Origin of the sequence: Flavobacterium sp. XGLA_31 (genome assembly GCF_051547105.1) — a bacterium.
Classification (GTDB): Bacteria; Bacteroidota; Bacteroidia; order Flavobacteriales; family Flavobacteriaceae; genus Flavobacterium.
This window is the reverse complement of the sequence record NZ_JBPTTM010000006.1, coordinates 39989-53681: the sequence shown is the minus strand read 5'-3', so window position 1 is coordinate 53681 and position 13693 is coordinate 39989. Positions and strand designations below refer to the sequence as shown.

Sequence of the window (13693 nt, the reverse complement as noted above, 5' to 3'; positions counted from 1 at the left end):
GGGATAATGTATTTTTATCCCTTTATAGTTACAAATTTGTGAATTTTTACTTCTCTCCGTAGATTACCAAAGCGCTCGAATCAATAGCTACCTGTCCCTCCGGATAGCGTTCGTTGATTTTTTCAAAGACTTCTTTTTTAATTTTGGCTTTGGTCGCCTCATCTGTTTTACTTAGCGCTGCTACTATCGGTGCCGCTACTTCGGTCATCATGGTCCAGTAGGTTTCTGTGGTTTGTATTTTCAGTTTGCCCGTTACTTCGGTTTGGGATACGTTTTTCAATCCGGCCTGGGTAAAGAGGTTGGTCATAAAGCCATCACCCGCACAACGAAACATTCCCGGTGCTCCGGGAGGCGGAGGCGGAAGCGTTATGTTTTTTTTGATGGTATCCATGGTAGCGGTTATCCAAAAGTTGTTTTCGGGTCCATTCCAAACCGCAGTGGCTATGCGACCGCCCGGTTTTAAGACTCTTGCCATTTCTTTGGCAGCCATCAGCATATCCGGAAAAAACATAAAACCAAAACGGCAACTGATGGCGTCAAAAGTGTCGTCTTCAAAAGGCAATTCACAAACATCACATGCTTTTGTTTCAATATTGCTGATGCCTTTCAGTAAGGCATTTTCTTTAGCAATCTCAAGCATGTCTTCTGATAGGTCTGTGATGATCACTTTCCCTTTCGGAACAAGTGAGGCAATAGTCAATCCGGGTTCTCCGGTTCCGGCAGCGATGTCTAAGACAGTGTCAGTAGACTTTAGCTGGAGCAATCTGATGATTTCGGCCCCCATAGGATGCAGAAAACCCATCATCAAGGTGTCCCATTTTTTCCAACCCGGCGAAAACTTATCCCATGAGGCTTTTTGTTGTTCCCGGATTTCTTCTAGTTGTGATTCCATACGTATTCCTTTTTAGAAGTTAATAAACAGTGATATTCCAACACGTGGAACGGTCATGTAGCAGGAAGAGAGAGTGGAAGAGAAAGGCAAACACAAATGTACTTAAAATTGCATTGCGAAACTCCGTTTGAAGTCATAAATTTTAAGGGTGGTCCCTACCGATAAATCGTTCTTTTTTTAACAGAAAGCGAATGGCTTTGGCCACGTTTTTCTCTATAGCATCCTCGGTTTTCAGGAACGATATGTATCGTACAATTTCAAGCTTTCTTGAGGGAGGTAGACTATTAAAAACAAGTTTAGCTTCTAAATTGGAATCCAGTGCTTTAATTAGTTTAGTATGTATGGCTACTTCACGTGGATTTGGGTCAAAAGCAATGGTAAAAACGGCTGTGTCCCCCACTTCTTTACCGGCTGCTTTTCGCATGGGTGTGTTGAGATATAACCGCCAGTAGCCACTGTATTTGACCAGCGTTTGTGTAAACGGATGTCCTTCTATAGTTATATTTACCGGAATTTTTCCTTTGTCTTTTCCTGCTTGGACAAATAACAGTTGCAGCACTTCCTCCGGAAGGAATACAAACGGATTGATGCCTATGATTGCGATTTCGGATTCAAAAGCAATTGAAGTTATTTTGTTTGATTCTGAATCCATTGGGTGATAAAATTTAAAGCAACAGGTGAGAAGGTTTGTTCAATGGCAGCATACTCATCAGGCAACCCGGTTTTGCATTCCTGAAACAAATGATTCAGGTTTGGAAACACCTTAGTGGTAACTTTTTGGTTTCCTGCTTTGTGCAAAGCCTTTTCAATGGCATCTAAATTTTCTTGAGGAGCCACTTGCAAATCTTGAGCTCCGTTTATGGCTAACACTGGACATTTTACGTTTGCCAATGCAGTAGTAGGGTCGTATCGCAAAAAGTACAGCATCCACGGATTACAAATTTGGCTTACCTGCATGGCGGCATTATCTTCATCAGCCAAATTCTCCGGTTTTTGTTCTTTGGGAGTGTCTTTCAGTATGCCGGCCAGGTATCGCATCAAATCGGCTTTGAGTACCGCTTCGTCTTTGGCTTTGAGTACCTCATTAAAGCAATAACTGTTCATGATACGGGTATCTTTCAGTTCGGTGGCAGTGGCTCCCGAGGCTTTGCCTATCAGTTCCTGTTGCTGCAATAGCAGTGCGTCCCCCCGGAGGCCCGGTGCGGCTAATAAAGCGATAAAACGGACGTCTTTGGATTCTGCGGCTACCATAGGGGCTATGAGGCCTCCTTCGCTGTGTCCCAGTAAGCCTATCTTCTTCGGATTAATCTCTTTTCGGGTTTTTAAATAATCCAATGCACTTTGCACATCAGAGGCAAAATCAGCGGTGGTAGCGGTTTTGAAGTTTCCTTTGGATTGGGCCACGCCCCGGTCGTCATAACGCAAAACAGCTATACCGTGTCGCGTTAAATCATCAGCAAGTACTAAAAAAGGCTTGTGCCCCAGCAGTTCTTCATCGCGATTCTGAGGACCACTGCCACTGATGAGTATTACTGCGGCGAAGACTCCTTCTTTTTTGGGCAGGCTCAGGGTTCCCGATAAAGTAATGTTATCCGCTTTCGGATTGGTAAAAGTGACTTCCTCTGTGTAATAAGGAAACGGTTCCTGAGGTTCTTGTGGCCTTTTAAAAGTGGTACCCGTCTCGGTTTCCTTGTTGAGAGTCATCGGAAATGCTGCTGTTCCCTGTTGGAACGTTCCCTCTATTTTTTCATTCTTCAGCGTACCATGGTAGGTAATATGAGCGGCTGCAATGCTTAAGGTAATGTTGTCTTGTTCAACGGTTACTACTGTCGGTACGCCTTTGACTCCCTGATCGGGGCTGTCCATAGTAGCCGAGTAACCGGTATGGGTTTTAATCAGATGGAATACAAGGCGCAATTGCACCTCCTGTACCTTGAGTAAGCCGTTCCATTGCCCGGAAAAGTCCTGACCTTGGGCATTGGCCGAAATCCATATCGTGAGCAGTAAAGCAGCAAAGCGTTTCATATTTTTGGAAAGTATTGATTGAGGGACCAAAAATAGTAAAACGGCAACCAATAGGCATCCGAATTAACTTTTTGCATACACTATAATCCAAACCCGTTTAGGTTTTCTTCTTCAAATTATGGATGAACATAGTCAATTCCCGTGTGAAGGTGTCTAAAGAAGTAACGGAATCCTTCACATAGCTCAACATTTGTCCCAGTTCTTCTTTGCTCAGTTCATATTCTAACAAATTTGAAATCCCCATAATTTGTGTAATCGGGTGGCGTACTTTGTGCGAAGTGATGAACATCATCTCCTCCAGGTTGTTGATGTACTCCAGTTTTTCTTTTTCCGCCATTTTAAGCTCGGTAATATCATAACCGGTCAGAATGTATTTTTTATTGCCCTCCAGCGGATGCAGAATGCGGAGCATGTATTTTACTTCTCCGTCCTCGGTGGTGAGTTCGTCAATCCATTCTGCTGTTTCGTTCTTTTTGGCTATTTGAAATGATTCGTGTCTTTTTTCCGCTATGGTAAGATCTAATCCTTTTAGTTTGCAGTAGTCAAAATCGGTTTTGCCGATAATCCAATCCCTGATTTCTTCGCTTTCAATTCCTTTGGGGTTGACATACAAATACTGCTCTTTGCTGTCGTATACAGCTATTTCAGTAGGGATTTTGTTTAAAATATCATCGGTAAATTTCTTTTGTTTGATGATTTCGGCCGTTCTTTTTTCTACCCGTTTTTCCAAACTCAGGTTCATGCGTTTGGTATTCTCTTCTGATTTTTTACGTTCGGTAATGTCTATAAAAGAGCCTATGTAACACAAATTGCCATCTATTTCAATCGTTTCAACCGAAAACAAAACATCAATCATCTCACCATCCATTCGCTTTAATTTCGATTCCATATTGCGTTCTTGTCCACCGCCTGCCGCTACTTTTGATAAAATCCTATCGGCTTCTTCGGTACTGATGGTGTCCAAATCATGTGTGGTTTTACCAATGAGGTTGCTTTTTTCAAAGCCAGACATGGCGCAGAACGAGTCGTTTACGTATATAATGTGTCGGGTTTTGACATCGGAAATGACAATAGACACGGGATTGGACTCTAAGATTTGATAGAATTTTTTGTGTGAGGCCATCAGCTCTTCGGCTGCTTTTTTACGCTCGGAAATGTCGCGCCCTATGGCATACATTAACTCGTTGACCATGGTGACACTCCATTCAATCCATTTGTAGGTGCCGTCTTTGCAACGGTAGCGGTTGACAAAGTCGTGGGTATTGATTCCCCTTGCCAGTTTTTCAACTTCCTGATTGGTTTTTTCAATATCGTCCGGATGGATGTACTCTAAAAAACCTCTGGTCAAAAAATCTTTCTGGGTATACCCCAGTATGTTTTCCACTGCGGGACTGATGCTTTTAAAATACCCGTCCATGGCAGCTATGCCTATCATGTCAATAGACAAGGTAAAAAACAGATTTCTTTCGTCTTCGGCATTTTTCTTCTCTGTGATGTCCCTGAAAATCAAGACTGAACCAATTACATCACCCTCGCTGTTGTGAATGGGAGCCCCGCTGTCGTCAATATATATTTTAGTGCCGTTTTTTTGAACCAGCTGGGTGTTTTTTTCCAACAGCACGATGCGGTTTTCTTTCATGGCTTTGGTGGCTGGGTTGATGGTGTTGCCGGTTACGTTGACATTTACTATGTCAAACACTAAATCGACATGTTTGCCCAACGCATCCTTATAATTCCAACCCGTAATTTGTGCTCCCGATTTGTTAATGAAAGTAATAATTCCATTGGTATCGGTAGTAATAACTCCATCGCCCAAACTCACCATGGTTTGGTTGTACCATTGGTTTTGTACAAACAGTTTTTCTTCCTGTTGGCGGCGTAGTTTGATTTGATTGAATAGTTTTAAAAAGGTAATTAGAAAAATAGCAACGGTAAAGAAACTACCCAAAAGGATGACCACTTTAAAGGTATTGACCGAGCGGGTGGTTTTGGCAATGCGATCGTCTAACAGATTGTTTTCGTGGGCGTTGAACCGATTGAAGTGCAGCCTGATGCTGTCCATTAGTTTTTTGCCGTGACCCTCTGTAATGAGTGCGATTGTTTTTTGCTGGCCCTCAGTTTCCAGTGTAGCCAGTGACCCATAGATAAAATCGTATTTGGCTTTGACCAGTTTTTTTATATGCGTCAACCGTCGTTGTTGTACCGGGCTGTTTTCCGTCAGAGCACTCAGTCGTTCGAAAAGACTGTCTTTGGCGATGACAGAAGCCGTCAACGGTTTTAAAAAATGAGGGTTATGTGTAATGATGTACCCGCGTTGGGCTGACTCCGCATCTTTGAGTGCAGAGAGCAAGTTGTCAGCGGTTTGCATCACCTCATAGGTGTGTTTTACGGAGGCGTTTCTTTTGTTGCTTTTGTCTAAGGTTACAAAAAGTAACAGGCTCAACAACAATAATACTGCCAGAGCGGTAATAAAAGCGGCCAATGCCAGTCGATTTTGTTTTCTCCATCTCATACAGACAATACTAGGGTAGGAGCCAATACGGGCTCTTGTTAATGATTTGCTATAAAAGTTGTGGTATTTACGTAGCTAAAGATACAGAAAATAGCTTAAAAAAACAAATGAAACGCCAGCTTTAACACTAACGGAGAGGCTGTTTTACCGCGAGCCCCATTCCCAAAGGCCAAAGGCTATTTTAGGATCCACCTTGTGTCCGGCCTGTTTGAGGGTCATCATGACCTGCCCCCGGTGGTGAGCTTCGTGGGCCAGCAGGTAGCCGGCAAAGGCAGTAGGGTGGGGTTTGAAGCCTTTTATTTTACCGGTTGCCATTCCGTCTTCAAGGAGCTGAGCTATAGCCTCACCGCTTTGCACTAGGGCTTCGGTCAGAAGGACTTTGGTCAGTGGGTTCCCTTTTTCCAATTTAGCCAATCCTTCCCACAATGGCGCTGCCGCTACCTTGAGCCACATCAGACGCACGTTGTGTAGATGGGCAAACTGTTCTCCAACGTTGCGCCCCTTGGACGCCGAAACGGCAGTCAATTGTTCGTCGGTCAGGGCATCCAGCAAATACAGATTGATACGGTTGTTGATATGCCAGGTATCGGTGAGTGCGTGCATAGCGGTTTTTAGTTTTCGATCCAATAATAAATCAGACCCCACACCAGTATAAAGAAAAGTCCGGCGTAGGCTTCGGTTTTGTACCGATGCAAATCTTTTTTGACGAGCAGGTGGTAGAGGGCCCAGCCGACAAAAAGTACTATAAAAATCAATGGCATATAGAGTCTCATAGTTATCAAGTTTAAGGGTTAGGATATAGTTTTTTGATGTGGGCTACCGACAGTTGAATCATTTGCGTCAACACATCGGTATGAATATCTTCTATTTTTTGAATGTACACACAGGCCTTGGCGCTTTTGTGCTTGCCCAACTGCTGCAACAGCGATTCTCTGTTTTCAAAATGGCTCGAAAGGTACAGCGAGATGTTGGCAGCCCGTGGCGAAAAGCCGGCCAGGGGTGCATCGCCCTCGCGGCCACTGTCATAGCGGTAATGGTAGCTGCCAAAACCAATAATGGCCGGTCCCCACATTTGAGGAGCCAATCCGGTGGCTTGGCTGAACAGGCTTATCAGGGTTTCGCAGTCCTGCCGCTTTTTTTCTGAGGATACTGTCGCCAAAAAGGCACTTACGCTGGCCTCGGTAGGTTTGGTTTTGTTTTCTGCCATAGGAGAGGAGAGTTAGGAAAGTATAAAGATAGCTGTTTTTTTTAAAGATGGTATAGCAAATGTTACCCGGTGACATGCCAGCCGACTTGTCATAGCTGTTCTGTGGAACAGCTTATGCCAGCACATAGGTTGCCAAGACCTTTTGCACGTCATATACATTCACCGACTTGTTGAATTGTTTTTTAATGCTGGGGTTTTGCTCACTGGACACCCATATTTTTAATTCCGCATCCAATTCAAAGGTTCCGGCGGTTTCAATGCTGAATCGGGATATGCTTTTATAGCTAATCGATTTGTATTCTACCTTGCTGCCGGTCATCCCCTGAACATCAATCAAAATCAGTCGTTTGTTGGTGAAAATAAAGGTATCCCGAATGAGTTTGAAGCCCAGTTCAATGTCTTCATTGTCGGTCAGCAGTTTTCCGTATTTGTTCTTTAATTCTTCCACCGTTACGGTGCCGGCGTTTCCTATCAAGGCTGAAAATAGTCCCATGGGTAATTGTATTGGTTAATGATTTGCATGTTATGTGTTGCAATGGTACTAAGTTACTTATTTCTTTTACCTCGTCCATTTTATTTTTACTGCTGAAATGATATCCAGTTCAAGTCTTTCGTTATCCAGTACTTTAAAACCACATTTTTTGTAAAACGCCAACGGGGAAACATAGGGTTCTCCATTCTTTTTTCGGTCATGATGGTGGTCAATTACCCAGCCATGTAAAACCGTTTCCTCTTTTTTGAGGGCATCCAGCATTTTGCGTCCGAATCCCTTTCCTTTTATTTTTTCAGATACCAGGATGGCAAACCACTTTTCATTTTCTCTTTCAAATGTCAAAGCCCACCCCCAAATGCTATTTTCGCGGTTTACCAACAAGTAATGATTCAGGTTGGATAAATGCTGCAAATAACGGTCAAAGGCCGCCAAGCTTTCGTGTGCAAGCTTTTCAGGATACTCGTTATTCCATAAATCAAGAACCTGTTCTTTTGCTTTTTCGTCCAGGGCAGTCGTTTGTATGATTTCTAAAGTATCGGTCATGTTTTTTTTAGTTTTTAATCGGTTGCGCTTGCCACTAACGGGTAGCCATACGCTTGTTGTTATTACTTTTGAGTGGCTGTTATTCCGCACCCCACCATAGCTGAAGCAGTGAAGGGAGAAGTAAACCACTGTGGTAGGCCTTTTTAATTTACATGGTATGTTAGTACGGCAGAATTGTTTGGCGATGCGACCAATTGAATATTTGTTCCTGTAATATCACAAGAATATATTTCGGTTTCACTACTGGTATCGTTATAGGCTTTGAAGAATATCTTTTGCCCGTCGGGAGACAGTCTGGCATCCGCATTTGAGGGAGACACACTAAAATGAAGATTGGAAGGTAATGTAATCGGAATTTGTGTTAGGTTAGTCCCATCATAATTACAGGTCCAAATGGTTTGTGTACCTGAACTGGTTGACGTATAGATAACTTTGTTTTGCGAGGCGGTACTCAGGCTTTGATTGTCTGAATTGGAGCAACTAATTTGAAATAAGATTCCGGCCAAGGCAAAAACAGCCAAGTACAATGTGCTTTTTAATAGGTTCTTCATGTTTTTTAGTTTTAGAGTTATTATTGAAATTGCTTCTTTCGGTTTAGATGGAGAGACGCACCGCAGTGACCGATTCTTTAAATTATTGGATTTAAAGATAATCATTTTTTTAATGCTGTATTTTTTGATGATGACCCGAGGTCTAAAGCCGAACAGGTCAAAACCACCCGAAAGACTGACGTCAACGAACCATCAGTTTAGTAGTTACGAAATCCAGGTTTCCTCAACTTTAACAATCACCCATTCGCCTTTTATTTTCTTAATATAAACCGTATAACCTAAGCCACACTTTCCGCCACACCGATAGCCAACATCTAAACTTCCGGATTCTTTTTTTGTGTCAAACCGTATTCGTGAAAACGACATGACTCCGGCAAACTTTTTTTCGGTTTTCCATTCGGTATATTCTAAATCTTTACCTCTTGGATGTTCACTCAAGTGTCTGAATATAAATTTGGGACTCTTGTATTTGCTTAAGTCCGTTTGCTCCGTAATCATTCCTTTGTTTTCTAATGCGATAATCAGATTCAGCGTATCTTTTTCCAACGCCGCCCTTTTGACTTCACATTCCAAATCTCTTTGATGCTGACCAACAGTATCCAAGCCAATCCATCTTCCTTTTTTGTCGTACATGGGTTTTCCTTGTTCCGGAAAACAGGTATACAGTCTTTGGTCTGTATAGGTTGAATCAACGATTTTGACCAATAATGCATCAAAAACACCTTGTTCGAATTCTTCAGCTGTGATTTTCTTTTCACATCCCAAGAAAACAAAAGCAATCAGGAATAATATGGTTTTTATAATGTGTTTCAAAATAGAGTTGCTAATGTGCCGATGCTCGTCAAGAGCAGTCAACAGTTACGGAATGATTTCTTTTGTTTATCTGTTGCTGGCTGTTGTTCCAAACGCTATTACGCGATGGTTTTCTCACGCTTTTCGTTTTTGAAACAGGATTTATAGATATCTAAAATTATAAAACTGGAAATCGACAAAGAACCAATGGCTAAATAGGCTAAGATGTCATTCTCAAAATCCAGGATTTTTAAAATCATACAAATTAACCAAATAATAAAACTATTCAAATTAAATACTCCGCAAAGAATGTAAATAAAGTTCGATGCTAGTAGATTTATTTTGCATTTTAAATGAAAAATCAGCCTGATAATTAACATAATGCACCCCAATCCCACAGCGTACAAAAGGGTGTAAGCAAAATTGAAAAATAAACTTAAACCGTGAAACATTTTATCCTTTTCAGAAAAATAATCGAAGAATACATATAGCGTCCAAACGTTTAGTAACACCAAACTAATTACGGAATACGATAAGACTTTTTCTTTCATGCTTTTTTCTGTTGAGTTTCTGAAATCTGCTGCATACTTGTCAATACACTTACTCACCCAAACATACAATTTATTTCTTACCAAGCCAAAAAAGAATAACGCTCAGGCCCTTTCTGTTCGAAACCACGCTAAAGAACTTACGTGGTAACGGGGAGTAAAAACCACGAGGCAGGCTATACTAAAAAACCCTTTAGCGTTGAGGCGCTAAAGGGTTTGTTTTAAATCGTAGGGTATTATTTTTTAGTAGTAGCTAAACTGGAAAGTATGCAATACTGATCCAAACATGCTTTGATTTGCCGTTACCGGGTAATTGTTTGCGTTGTAGGTGTATTGGAACTCACCATTTACAAAATTGTGTACACTACCGCCCACAATAGAATCCACCATAATTAAGTTCCCTTGTTTTCCGATAATAGTAGCATAAAGTAATTTATCATATCCCACCACATTTTTGAAGATGCTGTTTTTGGCGTCATAGGTATAATTGTAGTTAACAGTGTCAAACTCTGTTGACATGTGCAATTGAACAATTTCGCCATTTTGTACCGTAATGGTTCCGCTTTTTAGCAATACCGGCGCATCAGTAAGATAATGTTTGTATTGTTCAAAAGTAACGGTATTCCCATTGTAGGTATAGGTGGTAATCATAATAACATCAGAATCGGGAGTAGTGGTTTTAAATTGAACCAATTGATTATTGGCATTGTACTGGAACTCATCTGTAGAAAGAAGGTCATTAGTTTCATCCGGGGTTCCGGCGTTGTATACTCCAAACTTTTCAATTTTGGTGATAACATCACCTGTGTAAGTATAGATGTCCGAAAAGAGGTCGGTATCTGCGGTATGTCTGTTTTCAACAAGCTTATTGCCGTTATAGGTAAAATTAGACTCGTTTCCTCCAAGCAAAACATCGCCTTCAACGATTTTCTTTAATAAGAGGTTTTGGGAAGACGGATTGTCAGGAGAGCTACTGTCACTTGAACTGGAACAAGAAGCCAGGAACAGTAAAGAAACACTGAGTAAACAAAGGATTTTTTTCATTGAATAGGGATTAGAGTTAATAATAATGGGTTAAAAATATAAAAGTAAATGATATAAACCACTGTTTTTGAAATATTTTGAAAAGAAGGCTCTTTTCCCGGTACTGCCACTGCAACGTGTCAAAAGAGAATAACGCTCAGGCACTTTCTTTTAATGACCATGCCTTGATTGTCTCTGTCCGAACCATCGTTTTTACGGGGAATTAGGGTAAGTATCTTGATTTCAACAGGTTAAAATGTTAAAATTCAGAAATAAATGACAGAAATTTTTGTATAGTATTATTTTATTGTATAAATTAGCTTACAAATACTGCTGTTGGTATTGATGTTTAACCTAACCGTAATACTATGAACCGTAAAGACCTGGCAAAGCTGCTCCGGGCTATAGAAGAGCTACGAGACAGCATACAAGCCGAAAAAGCAAAGCTTGACGAAGTGCTGATTAACAGCGACCAAATGGAACGCATTTTAAGATGCAGTCCCTCAACCCTGCAACGGTTTCGCAAGAAAGGCATCGTGCCCTGCACTCAAATAGGGCGTAGGTACTATTACCCCAAACACTTTTTTACCCAAGAAGTCATTAACAGCATCATCAAACCCAACGACCCTTCTAAGGGGTTTGATGATAAAACCTAATCCTCTTGTATGCGCTCCGGACGGCCGCTCTGTTGGATTACTTTTGGCTACCGCCCGGCCCGGCGGCATTGGATTGGCGTAGGGGTGGGGGATTGTATTCCCCATCATTTCTTTTACTCGATGACAAGGATTACTTTGTCAATTCGATACGCTCGATTTCAAATCTGAGCCATCGTGTTTACTTTTTGTTAATTTTAATTATCAATTGAAATAGTAACTTTTCTAATTCTACAGTAGATGTTTCAATTCTTGTTGTTTTCTCAAGGTTGATTCTCTCAATATCTACTTTTACAGAATTAGGTGATTTTGGATTTACTTTTTTTGGAGCATCAGTGAAAAATTCCCAAATTTCAGTAATTTTTTTATTAATATCGACAACTGTTTCGTCAGATTTAATAATAAAATTATGTTCGGTTGCTAGATTTAAAATTGATGAAATTCTAGTTCTAAGTATTTTAAAATTTGAATTAGTTATTGGACTTTCAAAATTTCCTTGTTCAAGTAATTTATTAATTTTATTAGAAAATTCAGATTTATAATCTTTTATATAACCTATAATCAATTCTTTTTCAGTTTTTTCTAAATCGTTTAGTTTAGACAAGTTTCTAGTTATATATATTGCAAGGAAAACATTAATTAATATTGAAAAAATTTCAAGCGGATTTATTTCAAAACCAACTTGACTTTGAATATAAAGGGAAGAATATTTTTTAATTAATAGACTTACGCAAACTCCAATTAAAACTCCAATTATGCATGAAATAATTATCCGACTATGTTTAAGCATCTTTAATATATTCATTTAAATCTTCTATTAAATAAGGTTCTTCATCTGAAATAAATATTATTTTTTCGGAAACTGTTTTTTTTCCATAAATCCTTGCTAAACCGCCAAATACTTCTTCTAACCATGAAGTTCCATAACCTATAGTCCCATCTAAATTCACTATGAGTTTTTCATCAGTTTCAATTATTTCTTTAAACAAAGGCTCTAGATAATCTTCTCTAAATTCTTGACCAGAGTGAGATTTTTTACCTTCATCTCTATATCTTGAACCTGGAGTGATTGAAAAGTCTTTTACATTAATTATTCTAGTACCCATTTTGAATTAACATTATTTGTATTTAGTTCCCAACTGACAAATGTACCACTAAATTCATTTTCTAGTCTGTAGTATATGTTTTTATTAACATTTGCATACACATCATTGCTTATCACGGAAAGACTGCTAATCTGATTTCTTTCATATGCTTCCTTAATTCCCGGTAGTCCTTTTCCTCTGAAATGTTTTCCAGTAACTGTCAAGTGCATTTCACCATCTAATAGTAATTTTAAAACTTCATAATTAAAATTAAAGTTTGACTTAACATTATTATTTAATTTTTCCCACCAACCAAACCATTTATTTTCAGGGGGCTTATTTTTTAGACTTTCAAAAATTCCAATTCCATAATCAACAAATATGAAAGAAACTTTATTATTTACTATGTCATGGTTTACTGATAGCCACCAGTGTTTTTCTCCCTTACTTGAAACAGATGCATGGTTGTTAGTATTTTGCATTAACTCAAGTAAAGTCCTTTGTAAACCTTTACATGTTCTTTTTTCTCTCCAAATAGTTAATGATGCTTCTTCCATCACTAATAATCCCAATTCAGAATTTACTTCTTTGTGAGCTCTAGTGAATATTTGATTTTGTTTTCCAACAGAATATTCAATTTTACTACTAATTTGTTTTTTTAGATTTTTAAAAAAATCTGAATCAATAAGTTTTTTTGCTAAAGCTAAATCATCAGGTAAATTACCATCAAACTTAATGTTTCTTTCTTTAAATGAAAACATTACAGAAACCAATACAGTAACAGCAGAATAATCAAGATATGAAATGTTTTTAATATCAACATAAACTTGTTTTTTTAAAAGATAGCAATCCTCCAGTTTATTTATAAAAATAATTGTTTCTTCAGGATTTTCAATAAGTGAAAATTTATTAGGAGCAGAAATTATTTTAAATTGCTTTAAATATTCTTCAAGAATAATTTCGTCTTTTGACCTATATTTATTTTTAGTGGAATAATTTTTATATTCACCACCTTTATAATTTCCATTGAAAATATTTTTGCCTTTAAATTTGTTTTTATTCAATTTATTATGATTTTTTAATATAAATACAAAAACTTACTACTAACTAATATTATACTTAAGTGTTTACTTTATTTTTTGGTAAGTTCTTAACCAGTAAAACCAAACCTACAAAAAACACGCTAGTAATGCAATCCAAATTTGTAGGTTTTTTTACAAAGTTATCAACATAAAAGCTTACAAATGAGCGGGCAACTCGTTTACTTTTCTCCCACCCATCTTCGCCCTTTCTCCACAGTTTGTTCGCAAAAAGTACCCATTTTGCGAACGAAACCGCAACCAAACCCGAACGACACCGCAACAACGGG

General features: G+C 39.1%; 17 protein-coding genes. 1 reads left to right on the top strand and 16 read right to left on the bottom strand.

What is annotated here, in order from left to right; translation table 11 throughout:
- Positions 1 to 46: 46 nt before the first annotated feature.
- The 13 genes from ACSVH6_RS11060 to ACSVH6_RS11000 form a co-directional block, all read right to left on the bottom strand.
- Entirely contained in the window at positions 47 to 892 is an 846-nt protein-coding gene (locus ACSVH6_RS11060) for a class I SAM-dependent methyltransferase (protein ID WP_438078459.1), read from the bottom strand.
- A 142-nt stretch (positions 893 to 1034) separates the two neighbouring features.
- A complete protein-coding gene (locus ACSVH6_RS11055; RefSeq protein WP_438078457.1) occupies positions 1035 to 1544 on the bottom strand; it encodes a DUF1905 domain-containing protein in 510 nt (169 codons plus the stop codon).
- Positions 1520 to 2917, bottom strand: a complete 1398-nt coding sequence (locus ACSVH6_RS11050) for an alpha/beta hydrolase family protein (protein ID WP_438078455.1) — start codon at positions 2915 to 2917, stop codon at positions 1520 to 1522. Before ACSVH6_RS11050 ends, ACSVH6_RS11055 begins: the two co-directional genes overlap by 25 nt.
- A gap of 97 nt (positions 2918 to 3014) precedes the next feature.
- Entirely contained in the window at positions 3015 to 5429 is a 2415-nt protein-coding gene (locus ACSVH6_RS11045) for a PAS domain S-box protein (RefSeq protein ID WP_438078453.1), read from the bottom strand.
- A 144-nt stretch (positions 5430 to 5573) separates the two neighbouring features.
- The gene (locus tag ACSVH6_RS11040; protein WP_438078451.1) at positions 5574 to 6032 is read right to left on the bottom strand and encodes a DinB family protein; all 459 of its coding nucleotides are present in this window, start codon (positions 6030 to 6032) and stop codon (positions 5574 to 5576) included.
- 8 nt (positions 6033 to 6040) lie between these two features.
- Positions 6041 to 6202, bottom strand: a complete 162-nt coding sequence (locus ACSVH6_RS11035) for a hypothetical protein (RefSeq protein ID WP_438078449.1) — start codon at positions 6200 to 6202, stop codon at positions 6041 to 6043.
- An 11-nt stretch (positions 6203 to 6213) separates the two neighbouring features.
- Entirely contained in the window at positions 6214 to 6636 is a 423-nt protein-coding gene (locus tag ACSVH6_RS11030; RefSeq protein ID WP_438078447.1) for a DUF1801 domain-containing protein, read from the bottom strand.
- A gap of 112 nt (positions 6637 to 6748) precedes the next feature.
- Positions 6749 to 7129, bottom strand: a complete 381-nt coding sequence (locus ACSVH6_RS11025) for a PH domain-containing protein (RefSeq protein ID WP_438078445.1) — start codon at positions 7127 to 7129, stop codon at positions 6749 to 6751.
- A 66-nt stretch (positions 7130 to 7195) separates the two neighbouring features.
- A complete protein-coding gene (locus tag ACSVH6_RS11020) occupies positions 7196 to 7672 on the bottom strand; it encodes a GNAT family N-acetyltransferase (protein WP_438078443.1) in 477 nt (158 codons plus the stop codon).
- 143 nt (positions 7673 to 7815) lie between these two features.
- Positions 7816 to 8223, bottom strand: coding sequence for a TolB family protein (locus ACSVH6_RS11015; protein ID WP_438078441.1), 408 nt, complete (start codon positions 8221 to 8223; stop codon positions 7816 to 7818).
- A 204-nt stretch (positions 8224 to 8427) separates the two neighbouring features.
- Positions 8428 to 9036: a hypothetical protein gene (locus tag ACSVH6_RS11010; protein ID WP_438078439.1), complete on the bottom strand. Its 609-nt coding sequence runs from the start codon at positions 9034 to 9036 to the stop codon at positions 8428 to 8430.
- A gap of 98 nt (positions 9037 to 9134) precedes the next feature.
- Entirely contained in the window at positions 9135 to 9275 is a 141-nt protein-coding gene (locus ACSVH6_RS11005) for a hypothetical protein (protein ID WP_438078437.1), read from the bottom strand.
- Positions 9276 to 9806: 531 nt separating this feature from the next.
- Complete coding sequence (locus tag ACSVH6_RS11000) at positions 9807 to 10607, bottom strand: hypothetical protein (RefSeq protein ID WP_438078435.1); 801 nt, start codon at positions 10605 to 10607, stop codon at positions 9807 to 9809.
- Between the two features lie 347 nt (positions 10608 to 10954).
- Here ACSVH6_RS11000 and ACSVH6_RS10995 point away from each other — a divergent pair, with 347 nt between their 5' ends.
- Entirely contained in the window at positions 10955 to 11242 is a 288-nt protein-coding gene (locus ACSVH6_RS10995; RefSeq protein ID WP_438078433.1) for a helix-turn-helix domain-containing protein, read from the top strand.
- 178 nt (positions 11243 to 11420) lie between these two features.
- Here the strand turns inward: ACSVH6_RS10995 and ACSVH6_RS10990 are convergent, their stop codons facing one another.
- From ACSVH6_RS10990 to ACSVH6_RS10980, 3 genes are read right to left on the bottom strand one after another with little or no spacing between them, the layout of a single operon-like run.
- Entirely contained in the window at positions 11421 to 12044 is a 624-nt protein-coding gene (locus ACSVH6_RS10990) for a hypothetical protein (RefSeq protein ID WP_438078431.1), read from the bottom strand.
- On the bottom strand, positions 12022 to 12345 hold the full coding sequence (locus ACSVH6_RS10985) for an STAS-like domain-containing protein (RefSeq protein ID WP_438078430.1): 324 nt from the start codon (positions 12343 to 12345) through the stop codon (positions 12022 to 12024). Before ACSVH6_RS10985 ends, ACSVH6_RS10990 begins: the two co-directional genes overlap by 23 nt.
- Complete coding sequence (locus tag ACSVH6_RS10980) at positions 12330 to 13388, bottom strand: hypothetical protein (protein WP_438078428.1); 1059 nt, start codon at positions 13386 to 13388, stop codon at positions 12330 to 12332. Before ACSVH6_RS10980 ends, ACSVH6_RS10985 begins: the two co-directional genes overlap by 16 nt.
- Between the last annotated feature and the right edge of the window lie 305 nt (positions 13389 to 13693).